21 protein-coding genes are annotated in these 19,544 nt (G+C 65.9%); 11 read left to right on the top strand and 10 right to left on the bottom strand.

Annotated elements, in window-relative coordinates:
• The 3 genes from mnmG to ACFOOR_RS08470 all read right to left on the bottom strand — a co-directional run bounded on the left by mnmG (position 1) and on the right by ACFOOR_RS08470 (position 3,563).
• The gene (gene mnmG / locus ACFOOR_RS08480; protein ID WP_343164459.1) at positions 1-1,869 is read right to left on the bottom strand and encodes a tRNA uridine-5-carboxymethylaminomethyl(34) synthesis enzyme MnmG; all 1,869 of its coding nucleotides are present in this window, start codon (positions 1,867-1,869) and stop codon (positions 1-3) included.
• A 111-nt stretch (positions 1,870-1,980) separates the two neighbouring features.
• On the bottom strand, positions 1,981-3,300 hold the full coding sequence (mnmE, locus tag ACFOOR_RS08475) for a tRNA uridine-5-carboxymethylaminomethyl(34) synthesis GTPase MnmE (protein WP_343164458.1): 1,320 nt from the start codon (positions 3,298-3,300) through the stop codon (positions 1,981-1,983).
• 14 nt (positions 3,301-3,314) lie between these two features.
• On the bottom strand, positions 3,315-3,563 hold the full coding sequence (locus ACFOOR_RS08470; protein ID WP_343164457.1) for a DUF6489 family protein: 249 nt from the start codon (positions 3,561-3,563) through the stop codon (positions 3,315-3,317).
• 67 nt (positions 3,564-3,630) lie between these two features.
• On the opposite strand from ACFOOR_RS08470, the gene ACFOOR_RS08465 reads away from it, so the two are divergent.
• Genes ACFOOR_RS08465 through ACFOOR_RS08455 form a run of 3 tightly spaced genes read left to right on the top strand, consistent with a single transcriptional unit; the run spans position 3,631 to position 5,877 of the window.
• Positions 3,631-4,332, top strand: coding sequence for a dienelactone hydrolase family protein (locus ACFOOR_RS08465; RefSeq protein ID WP_343164456.1), 702 nt, complete (start codon positions 3,631-3,633; stop codon positions 4,330-4,332).
• 4 nt (positions 4,333-4,336) lie between these two features.
• Entirely contained in the window at positions 4,337-5,251 is a 915-nt protein-coding gene (locus ACFOOR_RS08460; RefSeq protein ID WP_343164455.1) for a glycerophosphodiester phosphodiesterase family protein, read from the top strand.
• Positions 5,248-5,877 (top strand): hypothetical protein, encoded by a 630-nt coding sequence (locus ACFOOR_RS08455; RefSeq protein ID WP_343164454.1) that lies wholly within the window; start codon positions 5,248-5,250, stop codon positions 5,875-5,877. Before ACFOOR_RS08460 ends, ACFOOR_RS08455 begins: the two co-directional genes overlap by 4 nt.
• A 265-nt stretch (positions 5,878-6,142) precedes the next feature.
• Here ACFOOR_RS08455 and ACFOOR_RS08450 read toward each other — a convergent pair whose 3' ends face one another.
• The 5 genes from ACFOOR_RS08450 to hemE all read right to left on the bottom strand — a co-directional run bounded on the left by ACFOOR_RS08450 (position 6,143) and on the right by hemE (position 10,952).
• Entirely contained in the window at positions 6,143-6,763 is a 621-nt protein-coding gene (locus ACFOOR_RS08450; RefSeq protein ID WP_343164453.1) for a glutathione S-transferase family protein, read from the bottom strand.
• A gap of 83 nt (positions 6,764-6,846) precedes the next feature.
• Positions 6,847-8,169 carry a transcription termination factor Rho gene (rho, locus tag ACFOOR_RS08445; protein WP_343164452.1) on the bottom strand — a complete coding sequence of 441 codons (1,323 nt, stop codon included), beginning with the start codon at positions 8,167-8,169 and terminating at the stop codon, positions 6,847-6,849.
• A 248-nt stretch (positions 8,170-8,417) separates the two neighbouring features.
• Positions 8,418-8,873: a protoporphyrinogen oxidase HemJ gene (gene hemJ, locus ACFOOR_RS08440; protein ID WP_343164451.1), complete on the bottom strand. Its 456-nt coding sequence runs from the start codon at positions 8,871-8,873 to the stop codon at positions 8,418-8,420.
• Positions 8,873-9,907 carry a ferrochelatase gene (gene hemH / locus ACFOOR_RS08435; protein WP_343164450.1) on the bottom strand — a complete coding sequence of 345 codons (1,035 nt, stop codon included), beginning with the start codon at positions 9,905-9,907 and terminating at the stop codon, positions 8,873-8,875. Before hemH ends, hemJ begins: the two co-directional genes overlap by 1 nt.
• Positions 9,908-9,917: 10 nt before the next feature.
• Positions 9,918-10,952, bottom strand: a complete 1,035-nt coding sequence (gene hemE, locus ACFOOR_RS08430) for a uroporphyrinogen decarboxylase (RefSeq protein ID WP_343164449.1) — start codon at positions 10,950-10,952, stop codon at positions 9,918-9,920.
• A 450-nt stretch (positions 10,953-11,402) separates the two neighbouring features.
• Here hemE and ACFOOR_RS08425 point away from each other — a divergent pair, with 450 nt between their 5' ends.
• The 5 genes from ACFOOR_RS08425 to dnaQ are packed head-to-tail and all read left to right on the top strand — an operon-like array spanning position 11,403 to position 14,972.
• Complete coding sequence (locus ACFOOR_RS08425; protein WP_343164448.1) at positions 11,403-12,248, top strand: pyruvate, water dikinase regulatory protein; 846 nt, start codon at positions 11,403-11,405, stop codon at positions 12,246-12,248.
• Positions 12,245-12,835, top strand: coding sequence for a Maf family protein (locus tag ACFOOR_RS08420; RefSeq protein ID WP_343164447.1), 591 nt, complete (start codon positions 12,245-12,247; stop codon positions 12,833-12,835). The genes ACFOOR_RS08425 and ACFOOR_RS08420 overlap by 4 nt, the downstream gene beginning before the upstream one ends.
• Positions 12,832-13,677 carry a shikimate dehydrogenase family protein gene (locus ACFOOR_RS08415; RefSeq protein WP_343164446.1) on the top strand — a complete coding sequence of 282 codons (846 nt, stop codon included), beginning with the start codon at positions 12,832-12,834 and terminating at the stop codon, positions 13,675-13,677. The genes ACFOOR_RS08420 and ACFOOR_RS08415 overlap by 4 nt, the downstream gene beginning before the upstream one ends.
• The gene (coaE, locus tag ACFOOR_RS08410; RefSeq protein WP_343164445.1) at positions 13,674-14,282 is read left to right on the top strand and encodes a dephospho-CoA kinase; all 609 of its coding nucleotides are present in this window, start codon (positions 13,674-13,676) and stop codon (positions 14,280-14,282) included. The genes ACFOOR_RS08415 and coaE overlap by 4 nt, the downstream gene beginning before the upstream one ends.
• 3 nt (positions 14,283-14,285) lie before the next feature.
• Complete coding sequence (gene dnaQ / locus ACFOOR_RS08405) at positions 14,286-14,972, top strand: DNA polymerase III subunit epsilon (RefSeq protein WP_343164444.1); 687 nt, start codon at positions 14,286-14,288, stop codon at positions 14,970-14,972.
• Between the two features lie 9 nt (positions 14,973-14,981).
• Here the strand turns inward: dnaQ and secB are convergent, their stop codons facing one another.
• Positions 14,982-15,500, bottom strand: coding sequence for a protein-export chaperone SecB (gene secB, locus ACFOOR_RS08400; protein WP_343164443.1), 519 nt, complete (start codon positions 15,498-15,500; stop codon positions 14,982-14,984).
• 174 nt (positions 15,501-15,674) lie between these two features.
• Between secB and ACFOOR_RS08395 the strand changes: the two genes are divergently transcribed.
• From ACFOOR_RS08395 to ACFOOR_RS08385, 3 genes are read left to right on the top strand one after another with little or no spacing between them, the layout of a single operon-like run.
• Positions 15,675-16,298 carry a Tim44/TimA family putative adaptor protein gene (locus tag ACFOOR_RS08395; protein ID WP_343164442.1) on the top strand — a complete coding sequence of 208 codons (624 nt, stop codon included), beginning with the start codon at positions 15,675-15,677 and terminating at the stop codon, positions 16,296-16,298.
• Positions 16,282-17,499 carry a murein transglycosylase A gene (gene mltA / locus ACFOOR_RS08390; RefSeq protein ID WP_343164441.1) on the top strand — a complete coding sequence of 406 codons (1,218 nt, stop codon included), beginning with the start codon at positions 16,282-16,284 and terminating at the stop codon, positions 17,497-17,499. Before ACFOOR_RS08395 ends, mltA begins: the two co-directional genes overlap by 17 nt.
• Positions 17,496-18,056 carry a Smr/MutS family protein gene (locus ACFOOR_RS08385; RefSeq protein WP_343164440.1) on the top strand — a complete coding sequence of 187 codons (561 nt, stop codon included), beginning with the start codon at positions 17,496-17,498 and terminating at the stop codon, positions 18,054-18,056. Before mltA ends, ACFOOR_RS08385 begins: the two co-directional genes overlap by 4 nt.
• Positions 18,057-18,168: 112 nt before the next feature.
• Here the strand turns inward: ACFOOR_RS08385 and hslU are convergent, their stop codons facing one another.
• Entirely contained in the window at positions 18,169-19,476 is a 1,308-nt protein-coding gene (hslU, locus tag ACFOOR_RS08380; protein WP_343164439.1) for an ATP-dependent protease ATPase subunit HslU, read from the bottom strand.
• Positions 19,477-19,544: the final 68 nt, after the last annotated feature.

The raw sequence follows: 19,544 nt of genomic DNA, 5'->3' as shown, positions 1-19,544 counted from the left end.
TCAGCCAGCCTTGCGCCGGGCGGACTTGATGTGGGCGAGCAAGGCCGTAAGCGCGCCTGGCGTGACCCCCTCGATGCGGCTGGCCGCCCCCAGGGTCGGCGGACGCGCCGCGACCAGTTTCTCGCGCACCTCGTTGGACAGGCCTCCGATGGCACCATAGTCGAGATCGGGCGGCAGGCGGATGCCCTCGTCCCGACGGAAGGCGAGAATGTCGGCCTCCTGCCGGTCAAGATAGCTGGCGTAGAGCGCCTCGATGGCAATCTGCTCACTGACATCCGGAGTCACGGAGGAGAGCTCCCCGGGCCACACACGCTCGATGTCGGCCCACTCGATCCCGGGATAGGAGAGAAGATCCAGCATCGACCGGCGCCGCCCATCGGCATTGACCCTGATCCCGCTCTTCTGCGCCTCCGGAGGAGTCAGGGTGAGTCGGGACGCCAGATCACGTACAGAGTCCAGAAGAGTCATCTTCCGCGCGAACACAGCAGATCGTACCGAACCGCAGGCTCCCAGCGACATGGCGAGAGGAGTCAGCCGCTGATCCGCATTATCCGCGCGCAGGGTGAGGCGGTATTCAGCGCGGCTGGTGAACATGCGATAGGGCTCACTGACACCTCGAGTCACGAGGTCGTCGATGAGGACGCCGATATAGCCTTCGGACCGGCTGACGGTGACCGGATCGGTGCGCCCACCGGCGCGCTGCGCCGCATTGAGGCCCGCCATCAGACCCTGCGCCGCGGCTTCCTCATATCCGGTTGTGCCGTTGATCTGCCCGGCGAGCCAGAGGCCCGGAACGGCCCGGACTTCCAGGCCCGGCGTCAATTCCCGCGGATCGACATAGTCGTATTCGATCGCATAGCCGTAACGCACCACCTCGACGTTTTCGAGCCCGGCCAGGGTGCGCAAAAAGGCGTCCTGGACCTCGGCGGGCAGGGAGGTGGAAATGCCGTTGGGATAGACGACGGGATCATCGAGCCCTTCGGGCTCCAGGAAGACCTGGTGAGAGTCCTTGTCCGCGAAACGATGGATCTTGTCCTCGATCGACGGGCAGTAACGCGGCCCGCGGCCGGATATCGCACCGCCATAGACAGCCGAACGATGGATGTTGTCCGCGATGATGGCGTGGGTCCGCGCATTGGTATGGGTGATGCCGCAGGCGATCTGCGGCACGGTGATCGTTTCCGTCAGGAAGGAGAAGGGGTAGGGCGTTTCGTCCGCGGGCTGCATGTCGAGCCCCGACCAGTCGATCGTGCGGCCGTCGAGGCGGGCCGGCGTGCCGGTCTTGAGCCGGCCCATTCTCAGCCCGGCGGCGTACAGCCGGTCCGACAGGCCGATCGCCGGGGCTTCACCGACGCGGCCAGCCGGGATGCGCTCCTCGCCGCGGTGAATCATGCCCTTGAGGAAGGTGCCGGTCGTCAGCACGACGGCACCGCAGCGCCATTCGCGCCCGTCGCCGGACAACACTCCGGCGACGCGGCCGCTGGCATCGAGAACCAGGTCCTCGATGGCGGCTTCCTCGATCGTCAGATTTTGCGTTGCCGCGAGCTCCGCCTGCATCGCCTGACGATAGAGCTTGCGGTCGCTTTGGGTCCGCGGTCCGCGTACGGCCGGGCCCTTGGAGCGGTTGAGCAGGCGGAACTGGATCCCCGACGTGTCGGCGATCCGGCCCATGATGCCGTCCATGGCGTCGATCTCGCGCACGAGGTGGCCCTTGCCCAGCCCGCCGATCGCGGGGTTGCAGGACATCTCGCCAATCGTCGCCGCCTTGTGGGTCAGGAGCAGGGTGCGGGCACCGGCGCGCGCCGACGCCGCCGCGGCCTCACAGCCGGCGTGTCCGCCTCCGATCACGATGACATCCCACTGCGTCATGGTTTGGGCCTCGGCCGCTCCGGGAATGGCATCAACCGGGCGGGAGGCGCTGCATAAGGGTTTCGCGCGCGCGAGTCGAGGCCCGTGCCGCGTGATGTTTCACGTGAAACATCACTTGCCGATGCAGAACTGGCTGAATACCAGGTCGAGCACATCCTCGACATCGATCCGTCCGGTCAGGCTCTCCATCGCCCTGACGGCGAGGCGGACATCCTCACCAGCCAGCTCCGGAGCCCGCGTCAGCATGTGCCGGCCGCGCGCCAGTGCGTCACGCCCCTCGGTCACGGCGCGCCGGTGCCGGACACGGGACAGGGCGGGCGTCTCCCGCGCCGAAAGCCGGGTGCGGACCTCGGCCTCGATCCAGGCTTCCACTGCCTCCAGGCCATCTCCGGTCCTTGCGGACATGGCGAGGACCGGGCAGGGGAATTCGCGGTCTCGGGGTGCCGCCAGGTCGATCTTGTTCAACAGGGCGAGGTCGCCTTCGCGCAATGGAAGGCGACATTCCTGATTCCTGCTGACATCGCCGGCATCGATAACCCCGATGCGGATATCGGCCTCCTCGGCGCGGGCCAGCGCCCTCCTGATTCCTTCTGACTCGATGGTCTCGGCCGTTTCGCGCAAACCCGCCGTGTCAGCGAGAGTCACGGGAAAGCCCGCCACGACCAGGCGCACTTCGACGATATCCCGCGTGGTGCCGGGAATGTCGGTCACGATGGCCGCCTCGCGCCGGGCGAGCCGGTTGAGCAGCGACGACTTGCCCGCATTGGGGGCGCCGATGATGGCGATCGACAGGCCTTCGCGAACGCGTTCGCCGCGGCGCGCATCATCGAGGTGGGCGTCCATCTCCGAAATCAGCGCCTCGATCGGCAGTCCGGCCGTCGCGGCGAGCGCGTCCGGCACGTCCGACTCATCGGGGAAGTCGATCTCGCCCTCGATCGCGGCGAGAATGGCGATCAGGCGTTCACGCCAGTTCTCATAGAGGTCCTTCAGGGCGCCGGACATCTGGGCAAGGGCCTGGAGGCGCTGGCCCTCCGTCTCGGCATCGATCAGGTCGGCCAGGCCCTCGGCCTCGGTCAGATCCATCTTGCCGTGCTCGAAAGCACGGCGGGTGAATTCGCCTGGTTCGGCCGGACGGCCGCCCAGCGCGGTGAAGGCCGCGATCATTGCCTCGATGATGGCCGGGCCGCCATGGACGTGGAATTCGGCCACATCCTCGCCGGTGAAGCTGTCCGGCCCGGGAAACCACAGGACCAGGGCGCGGTCGATTGCATGGCCGGCATGGCGCAGCGTGCGCAACGCGGCGGCGCGCGGCGCGGGACGCGCACCGGCCAGCGCGTCGAGCGTTGGCCCGGCGTCCGGGCCGCTGACACGCAACACGGCCACGCCAGAGCGTCCCGGCGGGGTTGAAAGGGCGAAAACCGTTTCTGTCACAATAGCTTAATGGGTCAGGACTTGCCCGTACCCCCGCTGCCGCCCGACGCCTGGCGCATCAGGGCCATGAACTGGTCCTGCATCTGACCGCCATAGCTCATCCAGCTTTTCATCAGCGCTTCGGGCTCGAGCGCCGACATGTTCTCGCCCATGCGCTTCGACATTTCCGCAACGAGCTGGTCGTTGAGCGGCGTGACGTCCGGCAGGCCGAAGAAGGCGCGGGCCTCCACCGGCGTGCATTCGATATCGATCTTGACCTGCATGCTTGCCTTCCCTGAACCTCGCCCGACCTTAGGACGGGGCGACGCGGGTGAACAGAGGAGCCAGAGTATGGGCCACATGATCGAAATCGAAACTCCCGACGGTGCATTCGGCACCTACCGGGCCGAGCCGATGCATGAAGACCGGCGGCCGGCTGTCATCGTGCTGCAGGAAATCTTCGGGGTGAATGCGGTGATGCGCGGGGTGTGCGACGATCTCGCGGCAAAGGGATTTCTCGCTGTCTGCCCCGACCTGTTCTGGCGACTCGAACCCGGCGTCGACCTGACCGACAGGTCGGAGGCCGAGTGGCAGAACGCGTTCGACCTGATGAACCGGTTCGACCCCGATACCGGCGTGATCGACATTCAGCGGACGATCGACCATGTGCGCGGTGACACGCGCTGCAACGGCCATGTCGGGGCGGTCGGCTATTGTCTCGGGGGCCTGCTCGCCTTCCTGACCGCCTGCCGGACCGATGCCGAAGCGAGCGTGGGCTATTACGGCGTGAACATTGCGAGTTTCGCCGGCGAGGCGAAGACGATCCGCGGTCAGCTGATGCTGCACATTGCCGGCAAGGACCAGTATGTTGACGCCGCAGCGCAGGCGAAGGTGCACAGCGCGCTCGACCCCCTGCCGAATGTGACGCTGCACGATTATCCCGAGCGCGACCATGCTTTCGCCCGGATCGGCGGCGAGCATTATGACGAGGCCGATGCCTCGACCGCCAATGCCCGGACGCTGCATTTCCTGTCCGCCAACCTTCAGGCCTGACCCGATGACACATTTCGCCCGACCGGCCGCGATCACCCTGTGCCTGCTTCTCGCGGCTTGCGGCGGGGACGGCAGCGGGGACGGCACGCAACCGGCCGCCGGTGCATCTGCCGGCGCGCCGGCGCGCAACCAGACCGAAGTCGCCCGCCTGCTCGATTGCGCGCGGGTCGAAGGCGTGACCCTGATTTCCGCGCATCGCGGCGGGCCGGGGCCGGGCCGGCCGGAAAACTCGCTCGCGGCGATCCGCCATGCCGCCCAGGCCGGGGCCGCCTTTGCCGAGATCGACCTCGCCCGGACCGCCGAAGGAGCAATCGTGCTGATGCATGACGACACGCTCGAACGGACGACGACGGGGACCGGGACAGTGGCAGACACCTATCTCGGCGATCTTCGGCGTTACCGCCTCGTCGATCCGGACGGCAACGAGACCGGCGAGATCGTCCCGACGCTCGACGAGGCGTTCGCACTGGCGCTCGAGGCCGGAATTTTCCTGCAACTCGACCTCAAGGATGTCGCGCCGGAAGACGCGGCCCGCATCGCCAGCGATGTCGGCCAGGCCGGACGAAGCCTGATCATTGCCTATACGGTCGAGGATGGCCGCGCGGCTCGAAACGCCGTCGCCGGGATCGGCCTGTCGCTCGGGGTCGAGGATCCGGCGACACTCGAAGCCACGGGGATCGGCACGGACGGATTATTCGCCTGGCTGGGCGGGGGCGTACCGTCTGCGGCCCTCGATGACCGCTTCGCGGATATCGGTGTGGAAACCGGCGCGCACGCCTTCCGCGAGGAAGAAACGGGGCAGACCGACTATGCCGCCTGGCGCGCCGCCGGCGTCGAAGTGCTGGCGGTCGATGATGTCATCGCGGCTACCGGAGCACTCGGCGCGGTCCGGACGCATTGCCCGGAAATCTTCGAATGATCGGCGCGGCGCTCTTCCTCGCGGTGACGCCGCTGCCCGATGTGGGCGAATTGCTCGATTGCGCCCGGGACAACCGGGTGACGCTGGTGGCGTCTGCCGATCCGGTCGAGGGGGCCGCGTTCAAATCCGTCCGGTTTCTGGATGCCTACGGCTTTCTCGCCGAACTCGTCGCTGCGCAATCCGGCGACTATCTGCTGATCGTCTGGCCCGACGGCAGCGATCTCTCCGCCCTCGCCCGGCAGGTGGACTCGACCGGGATGGCCCGCCGTGTCCTGATCGCGGCCGCGAGTGAAGCCGAGGCCATGACCGTCCGGGAAACGGCACCCGAGGCCGGCCTCCTGATGACCGCAATCACCGATCATTACGAGGTGTTGTCGAGCGAGCTGAACCAGAACGCCATGGCCGCCTGGTTCGAGTACTTCCCCGACGCGCACATGGAATATTTCCTCGGCGGTCAGTGGATCGAGACGGTCATTCCGGACTTTCCGTTCGCGGAGACGATGTCGGCAGAAGATTTCGCGCTCGTCCGCCAGCAGCATATCGAGATCCTGATCACCGATCAGCCGGAAGCGGCGGTCGCTGTTCTGGGCCGGGCCGGAGATCATTGTCCGGCGGGGGGCGAATGAACCTTTCTTTCCCTTCTCCCTTTTTGAAGGGGAGAAGGTGCCCGAAGGGCGGATGAGGGGTTCTGCTGCGTGATTTGACGAAGAGTCCGCCCCCTCACCCGGCGCTTCGCGCCACCCCATCTCGCCGCGAAAGGCTCCACTGGAGCCTTTCGTCCTTCGGCTCGAAACCCCCAAATGGGGGCGAGGGGAAGTCTCCCGCTGCTCTGACCCGGTTTCGGATTCCCGCTTACGCGGGAACCCCATGCTGGTGGATTGAAGGCAGGAGCTAGTCCGCGCTCGCCTTCTTCCAGGCCTCGCGTTCGGTGGCGCGGGCGAAATAGGCCTTCACCGTGTCCGGCGCGGTGTCGAATTCCTTGATGAGCTTCAACAAAAGCAGCATGTAGACGACCGAGATGTCGGCGGCGGTGAAGCGCCCGGCGGCGAGCCAATCGCGATCCATCAGTCCGTATTCATCAATATATTTCAATAGTTTGGCGACTTCATGCCTGGCCCATTTCGCCAGCGCCGGATTGCGCTGGTCTTCCGGCAGCAGGAAGGTATGCGCGAGCAGGAGCGAGACCGGCATCGTCATGCCGCCCTCGCCGAAATGCAGAAATTGCAGATAGCGGCCGTAATCGGCTTCGTCCGGCTTCACCTCGATATCGGTCGGGCCATAGCGGCCGATCAGATACTGGATGATGGCGTTGGACTCGCTGATCGCGACGCCGTCGTCGGTCAGGGCCGGGAGTTTCTGGAGCGGATTGATCCGGGTGAATTCCTCGCCGCCGGGCGGGCGCTTCGTAAAATCGACGCGTTCGAGCCGGTAGGGCAAGCCCATCTCCTCCAACGCCCAGCGGACGCGGACCGAACGGGTGCGGGGGGCATGGTAGAGGACGAGATCGGACATGGCGCGCTCCGGCAAAAGAAAAGGCCGTCCGGACGCTAGCGTGTCCGGACGGCCTGATCGAGTGCCGAAATCGAATATCCCGATTACGTATTCATCGAGTCGAAGAAATCCGAATTCGTCTTGGTCTCGCGCAGCTTGCCGAGCAGGAATTCGATCGCGTCCTGGGCACCCATCGGGTTGAGGATGCGCCTGAGGACATAGGTCTTCTGCAGGTCGACCTTGTCGACAAGCAGCTCTTCCTTCCGGGTGCCGGACTTGATGATGTCGATGGCCGGGAAGACGCGCTTGTCGGCGACCTTGCGGTCGAGGATGAGCTCGGAATTGCCCGTGCCCTTGAACTCTTCGAAGATCACTTCGTCCATGCGCGAACCGGTATCGATCAGCGCGGTCGCGACGATGGTCAGCGAGCCGCCATTCTCGATATTCCGCGCCGCGCCGAAGAAGCGCTTCGGGCGTTGCAGGGCGTTGGCGTCGACACCGCCGGTCAGCACCTTGCCCGAGGACGGGACAACGGTGTTGTAGGCACGGCCGAGGCGGGTGATGGAGTCCAGAAGGATGACGACATCGCGGCCGTGTTCGACCAGGCGCTTGGCCTTCTCGATCACCATTTCCGCGACCTGGACGTGGCGCGTCGCCGGTTCGTCGAAGGTCGAGGAGATGACCTCACCCCTCACGGAGCGCTGCATGTCGGTCACTTCTTCGGGGCGCTCGTCGATCAGCAGCACGATCAGATAGCAATCCGGGTGGTTGGTCTCGATCGCGTGGGCGATGTTCTGCAACAGGACGGTCTTGCCGGTCCGCGGCGGGGCGACGATCAGCCCGCGCTGGCCCTTGCCGAGCGGAGCGACAATGTCGATCACGCGGCCGGAACGATCCTTCACCGTCGGATCGGGCAGCTCCATGTTGAAGCGCTGTTCCGGGTAGAGCGGCGTCAGATTGTCGAAATGGACCTTGTGACGCGCCTGTTCGGGATCGGTGAAGTTGATCGAGGAGATCTTGAGGAGCGCGAAATAGCGCTCGCCATCGCGGGGCGAACGGATCTCGCCCTCGACCGTGTCGCCGGTCCTGAGACCGAATTTCTTGATCTGGGCGGGGGAGACGTAGATGTCGTCCGGTCCGGCGAGATAGTTGGCTTCCGGCGAGCGCAGGAAGCCGAAACCGTCCTGCAGCACTTCCAGCGTGCCGCCGCCGTGGATTTCCACCTCGTGCTCGGCGAGCGCCTTGAGGATGGCAAACATCATCCCCTGCTTGCGCATGGTGGAGGCGTTCTCGATCTCGAGGGATTCGGCGAGGGAGAGCAGCTCGGTCGGCTTTTTCTCCTTCAGCTCCTGCAGCGTCATGCGCTGGACGCCCTTGAGGGATTCCGGGAGTTCGATCGGGGTATCGTCTTCGTAGTCGTCGGACATGGGAGGTCTTCGTCTGGGAAGGTGAACGGGGAGGCGGCGGCAGACACCGCGGGCAGGGCGTCACGACAGCGGCCGCGAACGGGCCGGTACGGTCGGGACGAAGCTTCGGTCTTATCGGGACAACGCGCCAGATCCTCTGGCGTTTCGTCCGGGAAGAAGGGAAACCTGCGCGGTGGACACCGCCGGTGTTACCGCGACGAGTCGCACGAGATGCCCGGCCCGTCAAGCGATACACTGCCGCACGCGCGTCAGAAGGGTTTCACCACCGCCAGGACGACGATCACGATCACGGCAAGGGCCGGGATCTCGTTCATGATGCGCCAGAATTTCTCGGTGCGGGGGCGTTCGCCCTTCGCGAACTTCTTCTGTGCGCCGGCATAGAAGCCGTGGACGCCCGACAGCGCGAGGACGAGGAGGAGTTTCACGTGAAACCAGCCTGACGTCCAAAGCGCGGTGTTGGCAGCAATCATCAGCGCGGCCAGAAGCCAGACCGCGACCATCGCCGGATTGATGATGATCTTCAGAAGGTTGTGCTCCTGAATGAGAAGCGCTGATTCAAGCTCGCCGCCCGGCTGGGCCTGGTGGTGATAGACGAAGAGGCGCGGTAGGTAGAGCATGCCCGCCATCCAGAAGATCACCGCGATGATGTGAAGCGCCTTCACGACCGAATAGACGGTCGATCCGGGCAGCATGAAATCGAGCATCAGGTAATCTCCGCGCGGCAGGGGCATTGGCCGAATCCGGCCGGGCAGAGGCGCTGACCGCCCGGGGGTTTCAACCCGGTGTCGCCTTGCAGCGCGGTTTTGACAAGTCCGGCGAGGCCGGACACGAAGTCCGGCGCAGTGCCCGCGGCCGGCACGCGGGTATAGCCCGCCGCGCCATGGCGATGGGCCAGTTCGGCATATTCGATGTCGAGCTCGACCAGGGTCTCGATATGTTCGGAGACGAAGGCGACCGGCGCGAGAAGGATGTGTTTTCCTTCACTGGCCGCAGCCTCGATCGTTTCGTCGGTCGACGGGGTGATCCATTTCAGCGGGCCGACGCGCGACTGGTAGCAGACCTGCCAGTCGGCGAACTCGGGCAGGCGGGCGGCAATGGCGGCGCAGCTGCGCTCCACCTGCCACTGATAGGGGTCGCCGTCCTTCACGATCTTTTCCGGCAGGCCATGGGCGGAAAAAAGCAGACGGACATTTTCGGGCTTGCCGGCCTTTTCCCAGCTTTCGCGGATCAGCTTCGCATAGGCCGCGATGAAGCCCGTCTCCTCGGGATAGCAGCAAATCGTGCGGGCCGGACCGCCCCCAGCCTTCGTCCACGCGGTGAGAGACGATCCCGTCGTCGTGGTCGAGAATTGCGGATAGAGCGGCAAAAGCACCGTCTCGCCCGGTGCAAAGGCCTTCACCGCCGCGACGGCTTCCTCCACGAAGGGATGCCAGTAGCGCATGGCGATGAAACAGCGAATCTCGTCGCCGGGAAGGGCGGCTTTCAGGGCTGATGTCAGCGCATCGCTCTGCTTCCGGGTTTCCGGGTAAAGCGGCGAGCCTCCGCCCATCAGCGCGTAATTCGCCCGGGCCGATTTCGCCCGTGTTGTGGAGATGAACCAGGCCAGCGCTTCGCGGATCGGTCCCGGCGCGCCGATGATGGCCGGATCCCGGAAGAGATTGCGCAGGAAGGGTTTTACATCCTCCTGTCCGTCCGGCCCGCCGAGATTGAACAGGACGATGGCAATGCGCCGGCCCATCTTGTGCTCCCTACTGCCTGATGGCCGCCATCAGGCGTTCGACATGGGCGACCGGCACTTCGGGCGTGATGCCGTGACCGAGATTGAAGATGTGCGGCCGCGATTGCCATGCCGAGATAATCCGCCTCGTCTCATTGTCCAGCGCGGGGCCTCCGGCCAGCAATGTCGCGGGATCAAGCTGGCCCTGGACCGCCATGCCGGCGGGCAGGACCGCATCGGCCCAGGCCGGATCGACGCCCTGGTCGAGCGCGACGGCGGTGACGCCGGTTTCGCGGGCATAACGCGGCAACATGGAGCCGCAGCTGCGGGCAAAACCGATGACCGGAACGGTCACGCCTTCGGCCCGCAACCCGTCGATGATCGCCCGGGTCGGACGCAGCACGGCACGTTCGAACAGCGGGGTGCTCATCCCCTCGGCCCAGGAATCGAAGAGCTTGAGGACTTCCGCGCCGGACTGCGCCTGCATGACGAGGTAGCGCACGGTCGCTTCGACCAGACGGTCCATCAGCGCGTCGAAGCGTTCCGGATGGGTCCAGGCCAGCGCGCGCGCCTTCATCCGGTCCTTCGATCCGCCACCCTCGATCATGTAGGTCGCGACCGTCCAGGGCGATCCGGCAAAGCCGATCAGCGTGGTTTCGGCCGGAAGCTGGCGCGACAGACGCGACACGGTCTCGCCGACCGGTCCGAGAATGCCTTCGACATCGCCGACCGTCATCGCGTCGATCTCTTCGGGGCGAAGCGGATCGAGTTGCGGACCTTCGCCGGCGACAAAGCGGACATCGCGGCCCAGCGCCATCGGCACGAGCAGGATGTCGGCAAACAGGATGGCGGCATCGAAGCCGAAACGGCGGATCGGTTGCAGCGTCACCTCGACGGCAAGATCCGGCGACAGGCAGAAATCGATGAAATTCCGCGCCCGGGACCGGACCTGACGGTATTCGTCGAGATAGCGGCCGGCCTGGCGCATCAGCCAGACCGGTGGCGGATCCCGGCGCTCGCCGGACAGAACCGCCAGGACGGATTTCGTGTTCATCGGATCGCTCATGCCCGTTTCCCTAGGCGTGCGGTTTTCCCCTGTCCATCGCGTGCTCCATTCTTCTTCATTCTTTCTGGATGAAAGAGAGTCGGAGTCGTTGGTCCGCCGGCAACTGGGAAAACTGCAGGTATGACCGGTTTCAACGCATGTCGGAAGTTTGCACAGGGGATAAGTCGTCGCACCCTGCCATTACCGGGGAGTGATCGATCCTGACAAATCGAGTCAGAGGCTTAGCCTGACATGCTGACACATCGAGTCAGGGCCGAAGCTGTGGACAAGCGTCGCCTGGCCGGGAAAGATCGGGAAGAATCCACAGTCTTTCCTGACTGTGGATAGTGCCGGGCGATACCACGAATTTATCCCTGCTGCGCCAGGATGGTGCCGGTGCGCCCGGAGTCTTGGGGAAGCCGCGCGGAGTTGTTAACACTTCGTCAACACTTTTGGAGGCCGCTCGGCTTCATGACCGATCCGATCGAGGCCGAACCGGCCAAACCCGTCCGCTTTCATCTACACCTCGTCTCCGACTCGACGGGCGAAACCCTGCTCGACGTGATGCGCGCCTCGATCGCGCAGTTCGATGGGGTCGAGCCCGAGGAGCATCTGTATGCCCTTGTCCGCTCGCCGCGCCAGATGGAGCGCGCGCTGAAGGAGATCGAGGCGGCGCCCGGCGTCGTCATGTTCACCCTTGTGGGAAGCGAGATGCGGCGCATGCTTGAAACCCGCTGCGCCGAGCTGGGTATTCCCGCCGTGGCGGTGCTCGACCCGATCCTGGCGACGCTGTCAGGCCATCTCGGCCTGCCGATGTCGAGCCGCGCCGGGGCGCAGCACGAGCTGGATGCGGAGTATCACCGCCGGATCGAGGCGCTGAACTACGCCATCGTCCACGATGACGGGCAGGGGCAGAATCTCGAAGGCGCGGATGTCGTCCTGTTCGGGGTCAGCCGGACATCGAAAACGCCGACCTGCATCTATCTCGCCCATCGCGGCGTGAAGGCGGCGAATATTCCGCTGGTGCCCGGCGCGCCGCTTCCCGACCGCATCCTGTCGCTGAAACGCCCGCTCGTGGTCGGCCTGACGGCGCAGCCGGAACGGATCGTCCAGATCCGGCGCAACCGTCTGCTGTCGCTCAACGAAGACCGCGATACGGAATATGTCGACGAGGATGCGGTGCGCGAGGAGATCGTCGAGGCGAAACGCCTGTTCGCTCGTCAGGGCTGGCCGGTGATCGACGTGTCGCGGCGCTCGGTCGAAGAAACCGCAGCCAAGATCATCAACCTCCTCACCGACCGGCGGGGGCAGGGATGACCGGTTTCATCCTCGCCTCGGGCAGTGCGATCCGCCGCCAGATCCTGACCGGAGCCGGCGTGCGCTTCGACACCGAATCCCCCGGTGTCGACGAGGATGCGCTGAAGGAAGAGATGATGCTGTCTCCGCCGGGAGAGGTCGCTCTGGCGCTGGCGCAGGCCAAGGCGCTGGCGGTCTCCGCGCGCCATCCGCAAGCGCTCGTGCTCGGTGCGGATCAGGTTCTGGCGATGAACGGCAAGGTGTTCGACAAGGCGAAGGATGACAGAGAGGCCCGCGAACGCCTCGTCTCCCTGCGCGGCCGGACCCACACGCTCGAGGGCGGGCTGGCCGCGGCCCGCGGCGGCAATCTGGTCTGGACGCATCGCTCCACAGCGACGCTGACCGTCCGCGACTTTTCCGATGTTTTCCTCGACTTCTACATGGAACGGGCAGGCGGCGAACTGACCGCCAGTGTCGGAGCCTATGCCTATGAAGGGCTGGGTGCCCAGATTTTCGACGCGGTCGAGGGCGACTACTACGCCATTCTCGGCCTGCCGCTCCTGCCCGTGCTCGACCTGCTCCGGCGCGAAGGCGTGGTGATGACATGACGCTGTCGGCTGCGACCCGGATTGCCGGCGTCGCCGGATCGCCGGTGACCCATTCGCTGTCACCGTTGCTGATGAATGCTTGGATCGCGGCGGCGCGAATCGATGCCCTGTATTGCGGCTTCCCGGTTGATCCGGCCCGCGCGGAGACGGCCTTCCGCGGGATCGTGCCGCTGGGCCTTGCCGGTCTCAACGTCACCGCGCCGCTGAAAGCCGCTGCGCTCAACGCGGCCGATACTGTCAATGTGACGGCGCGCAAGATCGGCGCCGCGAATGTGCTGGTCAGCGAAAACGGCTTCCTGCACGCCTACAACACCGATGCGCCCGGCTTCATCGAAGCCTGCGAGCGGCACGAGATCGACGTCCGCTCCGGCCCCGCCCTGGTGCTGGGTGCCGGAGGTGCCGCGCGGGCGATTGTTCACGGGCTCGTTTCCGCCGGGGCGCCGGAAATCCGTCTGGCAAACCGGTCGAAAGACGCGGCGCACAAGCTACGCGACGATCTCGCCCCGGGCGGCATTGTCTATGACTGGGAGCAGAGAAACCGGGCGCTGGGCGATGTCCGCCTCGTCGTCAACGCCACCACGCTGGGCATGGCAGGAAAGGGCGAGCTCGATCTCGACTGGTCGCACTGCGATGCGCGCACGGCGGCGTTCGACAGTATCTACGCCCCGTCACAGACCGGATTTCTTGCCGGGGCCAGGGCCGCGCGGCTGAAAACCGTCAATGGTCTCGCCATGCTGATCGGGCAGGCCCGGCCCGCCTTCGAACTCTTCTTCGGCCAGCGTCCACCCGACAGTGTCGATGCGGAAAGCCTGCTGACCGGCGTGCTCGAGGCCCGCCGATGAAGCTTATCGGGCTGACCGGGTCGATCGGCATGGGCAAGTCGACCACGGCGACAATGTTCGCCGAGGCGGGCGTACCGGTCTTCGATGCGGATGCTGCCGTACACACGCTCTATGCGCCGGGCGGCGATGCGGTTGCCGAGATCGAAGCCGCCTTTCCCGGGACAACAGGGCCGGAGGGTGTGGACCGGGCAAGGCTGTCCGCCGCCCTGGCGCGTGATCCGACGGGGTTCGAGAAGCTTGAAGCCATCGTTCACCCGCTGGTCGCGGCCGCGCGCGAAGCCTTCCTCGAAGAGGCGCGGGCGGACGGGCACTGGGCGGTGATCCTCGACATTCCGCTGTTGTTCGAAAGCGGTCGGGAAGACGCGTTCGACGTGCTGGTCGTAGTCAGCGCGCCCGAGGACGTGCAGCGGGAACGGGTGCTCGCGCGGCCCGGCATGACGGCGGAGAAGTTCGAGGCGATCAAGGCGCGCCAGACGCCTGATCACGAGAAGCGAGCTCGGGCCGATTTCGTCGTCGATACGTCGCAGGGCCTCGATCATGCGCGCGAGCAGGTCAGGCGCATCATTGCCGCCTTGAGGCCGGCGGCGAATGGCGGCAAGAACTAGGCCATGCGCGAAATCATTCTCGACACCGAAACCACTGGACTGGACTGCAATCTGGGTGACCGGATCACGGAAATCGGCTGCGTCGAGGTGGTCGACTGCATCCCGACCGGGCGGACCTTCCACACCTATGTGAATCCACAGCGCGACGTGCCGGAGATCGTCACCAAGATCACCGGGCTGACGGCGGAATTCCTCGCCGACAAGCCCTTGTTCGAGGACGTGGCCGAGAAATTCTGCGCCTTTGTCGGGGATGCGGTGATCGTGGCGCACAATGCGCCCTTCGACGCCGGCTTCGTGAACATGGAACTGACCCGCCTCGGCCGGGACACCTATCCGAACCAGAGGTTCAAGGACACGGTGCGCATCGCGCGGGAGAAATTCCCCGGTGCCCACGCCTCGCTCGACGCGCTGTGCAAACGGTTCAACATCTCGCTGGAGACACGCGACAAGCACGGCGCGCTGGTCGATGCGCTCCTGCTCGCCGAAGTCTATCTGGAGCTGAATGGCGGACGGACCCGCGCCCTCGATCTCGCCGGCGATGGCGGCAATGCCGGGGCGAAAGTCGCCTTCCCGGCAAGGCCACAACGCCCGTCACCACTGGCCTCGCGGATAAGGGAAGACGAGCGCGCCGCTCATATCGCCTTTCTCGAGACGCTGGGCGGCGAGCTGATCTGGAAGAAGCTCGGCTAGGACCGAGGCTTACGCATTGCCGGCCGGCGGATTGCCGCCGTCGCCCTGCTGGGCGGCGCGCTGGGCCATCTGCTGGCGATAGATGCCCGAGAAATCCACCGGTTCCAGCATCAGCGGCGGGAAGCCGCCATCGCGGGTCGTGTCGGCGAGGACCCGGCGGGCAAACGGGAAGAGCAGGCGCGGGCATTCGATCATCAGCACCGGATCGCGGGTGCGGTCGTCGAAATTGCGCAGTTCGAACAGGCCGGCATAGTCGAGCTCGACCAGGAAGATGCTGGCGTCATTGCGGGTCGCGGTGACGCGGAAGCGGATCGAGACTTCGTGCACGTCGTTTCCGGCACCGCGGGTCTTCACCTCGATGGCGACGTCGATCTTCGGCGGCTCGGTGGCGCGGAAGGCATCGGGCGCACCCGGATTCTCGAATGACAGGTCGCGGACATATTGAGCGACGACGCGCATTTGCGGCATCTGGGCGGCCTGCGGGTTGGCGCCGGGATTGGCACCGGGATTGGCGGGCGTGTCGGCCATGGGAAATCCCCCGGAAACGGTCTATGATGACAAGCGAAAGGAGGGCGCGCGGTAGCACGCGGCCCCAGCCGGGGCAAGCGTTGCCCTGACATGCGGGGCTGACGCCGAAGACGGCGCACCCTATATCACTGGCCAGACACCGGACCCGAGCGTTTCAAGGACAAGCATTCGACCATGGATGTTGTGACATTGCTCATCGCCGCCGGCGCGGCCCTGTTCTTCGCCATCCGCCTCTATCAGGTGCTGGGGCGGCGTACCGGGCATACGCCCGAACCGCAGCCCGCCCCGGCCAGTGACGGACCGAAAGCCGCCGATTCCGAAGCGCCGATGGCCCCGGCCTTTTCCGGCCCGGCCGGCAATGGACTGACCGCCATCGCCGAGGCCGATCCGCGGTTCGACCCGGTCGAATTCGTCGCCGGTGCGCGCGCGGCCTATACCCTCATCGTCGAGGCCTTCGCCAGGGGCGAGAAGGAAACCCTGCGCCCGCTGCTCTCGGACAAGGTCTATGCGCGTTATGCCGAGGCGATCGATGCCCGGCTCGCGAAGGACGAAGTCACCACGACCGAGATCGACCGCATCGCCGAAGCCCAGATCACCGGCGCGGACCTCGCCGGCAAGACGGCGCGGGTGAAGGTGCATTTCCAGGCGGATATCGCGACCGAAACCCGCGACAAGGACGGCCAGCTCGTCTCCGGCGACCTCGCCAACAAGATCGACGCCGACGAGATCTGGACATTCGAGCGCCCGATCGACAGCCGCGATCCGAACTGGGTTCTGGCCGGTGTCCGGACGAATTAGGGCCGCATTATCGGGTCTTGCCTTTCTGGCGGCGTGTTCACCGGACAGTCCGGCTCCGCCGCCGGATGCGCCCCCTGTCCCGGACGAACCGCCTGCCGAAACCGCCATTCATTATGCGCCGACCGGCTGGGACAATGTCTCCGGCTGGACCGGGACCGATCCGCGCCCGGCGCTGGGCGCCTTCTCCCGCTCCTGCGCGCGGCTGGCCCTCAGGCCCGACGACGCGGTGATGAATCCCCGGGTTGTAGCGACCGGATCGGCCGGCGACTGGCGTGCCGCCTGCACGATTGCAAACCATGATTTCGCCGACGCCGATGCCGCCCGCGCCGCTATTGAAGGTGTGTTCACCCCGGTGCGCGTGACGGCACCGGACGCGGAAACCGGCATGCTCACCGGCTATTATGAACCCGAAGTCGAGGTCCGCCGGCAGCGGGAGGGCGAGTTCACGCAACCGCTTCGCGCCCGGCCGGACGATCTCCTGATCGCCGATCTCGGTGCATTCGAGCCCGATCTGGCGGGGCGGCGCATCGTCGGGCGGGCCTCGGAACGAAGCTTCGTGCCCTACCGGACTCGCGGCGAGATCGAGGCGGAAGAGGCGGGCGAACCGCTGGCCTGGGGGCGGCCGATCGACGTCTTCTTCCTGCAGATCCAGGGCTCGGGCCGGGTCGTCTATCCCGACGGGGCGCAGGCGCGCGCGGCCTTCGCGGCGCATAATGGCAGGCCGTATAATTCGATCGGACGGGTGTTGATCGAGCGCGGCGAAATGGAATTGTCTGATGCCTCGAAGGACGGGATCGAAGCCTGGCTCAACGACGCCGGACCCGAAGCGGCGCGCGACTTGTTCAATCAGAATCCGCGCTATGCCTTCTTCGCGCTCGAACCGCTGACCGATCCCGAACTGGGGCCGCGCGGGGCAGAGGGCGTACCGCTGACGCCGATGGCGTCGATCGCGGCCGATCCGGCCTTCCACGCCTTCGGCACGCCGGTTTTCCTGTCGGCTGACCTGCCGGGAGAGCCGGGCTGGCAGGGCCTCGTCGTGGTTCAGGATACGGGCGGGGCGATCACCGGGCCGATGCGCGGTGACCTGTTCTACGGCTGGGGCGAGACCGCCGAGCGCCGCGCCGGATCGCAGCGCTCGCAAGGCGAATGGGTCATCCTGCTGCCGCACGATCTCGCTGCCCGCCTGACCCAGGCGTCATGAGCAAGACGGGAAAGTCCGGGCGCGATCTGAGGCCGGAGGAGCGCGCGATCTGGCGCAAGGTCGCGCGAACGGCGCGTCCGCTCAATCCCGGCCAGTCCGGCCCCACGCGTGAACATTTCGCCGGGCTTCTGGACGGCAAGGCGCGGGAGGCGGCGATCCGCGTTCCGGCGGCCAAACCGCTCGATCCGCCGAAAACTCCGCCCGCCGACCGCTCGGCGGAAAAGCGGCTGCGGCGCGGGCGGGTCGAGATCGAGGCGCGGATCGATCTTCACGGCCTGACGCAGGAGCGGGCGCGGGCGCTGCTCGGACGGTTTCTTCACTCGGCGAAGGCGCGCGGGCTGACGACGGTGCTGGTGATCACCGGCAAGGGCGTGAGCGTGCCCTGGCGCGAGCGCTCCGAGGAGGAGGCTCCGCCGGGCGTGCTCCGGCGGAAACTGCCGGAATGGCTCGCCGAGCCGGAATTGCGGCACCTGGTGTCAGGCTATGCCCCGGCCCACCGCCGCCATGGCGGGGAGGGGGCGTTCTACGTGACGATGCGATTTCCGCGGGACGGGTGAAGGCTTCGGTCTCGTCTGATGACCCTGGGGTCCCCATGAAAATGGGGACCTGAAGCTTGCACCCGGTTTCGGATTCCCGCATTCGCGGGAACCCCATGTTCAATCCGGCGGCCTAAAGAATAAACTTCGACAGATCGGCGTTCTTCGCCAGATCGCCGACCTGTTCGCGCACGTAATCGGCGTCGATCCGGATCGTCTCGCCGGTCTTGTCCGAGGCGGTGTAGCTGATCTCCTCGACGAGCTTCTCCATGATGGTCTGGAGGCGGCGGGCGCCGATATTCTCCACGCTCGCATTCACCTCTGCCGCCGCGTCGGCGATCGCCTCGATGGCGTCGTCGGAGAAGTCGAGCGTCACCTCCTCGGTCGCCATGAGGGCGGTGTATTGCCGGATCAGGCTGGCATGCGGCTCGGTCAGGATGCGGCGGAAATCGTCGCGGGTCAGGGCGCGCAGCTCGACCCGGATCGGCAGGCGGCCCTGCAATTCCGGAAGCAAGTCGGACGGTTTGGCGACGTGGAAGGCGCCGGACGCGATAAACAGGATGTGGTCGGTCTTGATCGGCCCGTGCTTGGTGGCGACCGTCGTGCCCTCGATCAACGGGAGGAGGTCGCGCTGCACGCCTTCGCGGCTGACATCGGCGCCGCGCACGTCGGAGCGGGCGGTGATCTTGTCAATCTCGTCGAGGAAGACGATGCCGTCATTCTCCGCCAGCTTGATCGCCTCGGCCGTGATCGCTGCATCGTCGATCAGCTTGTCGGCCTCTTCCGCGATCAGCGGTTCATAGGCCTGCTTGACCGTGGTGCGCACGCTTTTGGACTTCTTGCCGAATCCCTTGCCGAGCAGGTCGGAGAGGTTGAGCACGCCGGCGCCTCCGGGCATGCCTGGAATGTCGAGCGTCTGCAGCGGCGAGCCGGTGTCGGCCAGCTGGACCTCGATCTCCTTGTCATCCAGTTCGCCGGCGCGCAGCTTCCTGCGGAAACTGTCGCGCGTGCCGGCCTGGGCGTTCTGGCCGACGAGGGCGTCGAGCACGCGCTCCTCGGCTGCGGCATGGGCCTTGGCGTGGACGTCCTCGCGCTTCTGTTCGCGCACCATGGCGATCGCGACCTCGACGAGATCACGGGCGATCTGGTCGACATCGCGGCCGACATAGCCGACCTCGGTGAATTTGGTCGCCTCGACCTTGATGAAGGGCGCACCGGCGAGCTTTGCGAGGCGGCGGGAGATCTCGGTCTTGCCGACGCCGGTCGGTCCGATCATCAGGATATTCTTCGGCGTGATCTCGTCACGCAACTCCTCGTCCGCGACCCGGCGGCGGCGCCAGCGATTGCGCAGCGCGATGGCGACGGCGCGCTTGGCGTCTTTCTGGCCGATGATGTGGCGGTCGAGTTCGGAAACAATCTCGCGGGGAGAGAAATCACTCATGGAAGAAATGTATCCAACAGGCTATCGGAAGTTTGCCCGACCCATTTAGGAGGGGATAACGGGCCTGA

The organism is Hyphobacterium vulgare (genome assembly GCF_042643335.1).
Lineage (GTDB): Bacteria > Pseudomonadota > Alphaproteobacteria > Caulobacterales > Maricaulaceae > Hyphobacterium > Hyphobacterium vulgare.
Note: the sequence above shows the minus strand (reverse complement) of the source record. Positions and strands in the feature narration are given on the sequence as shown.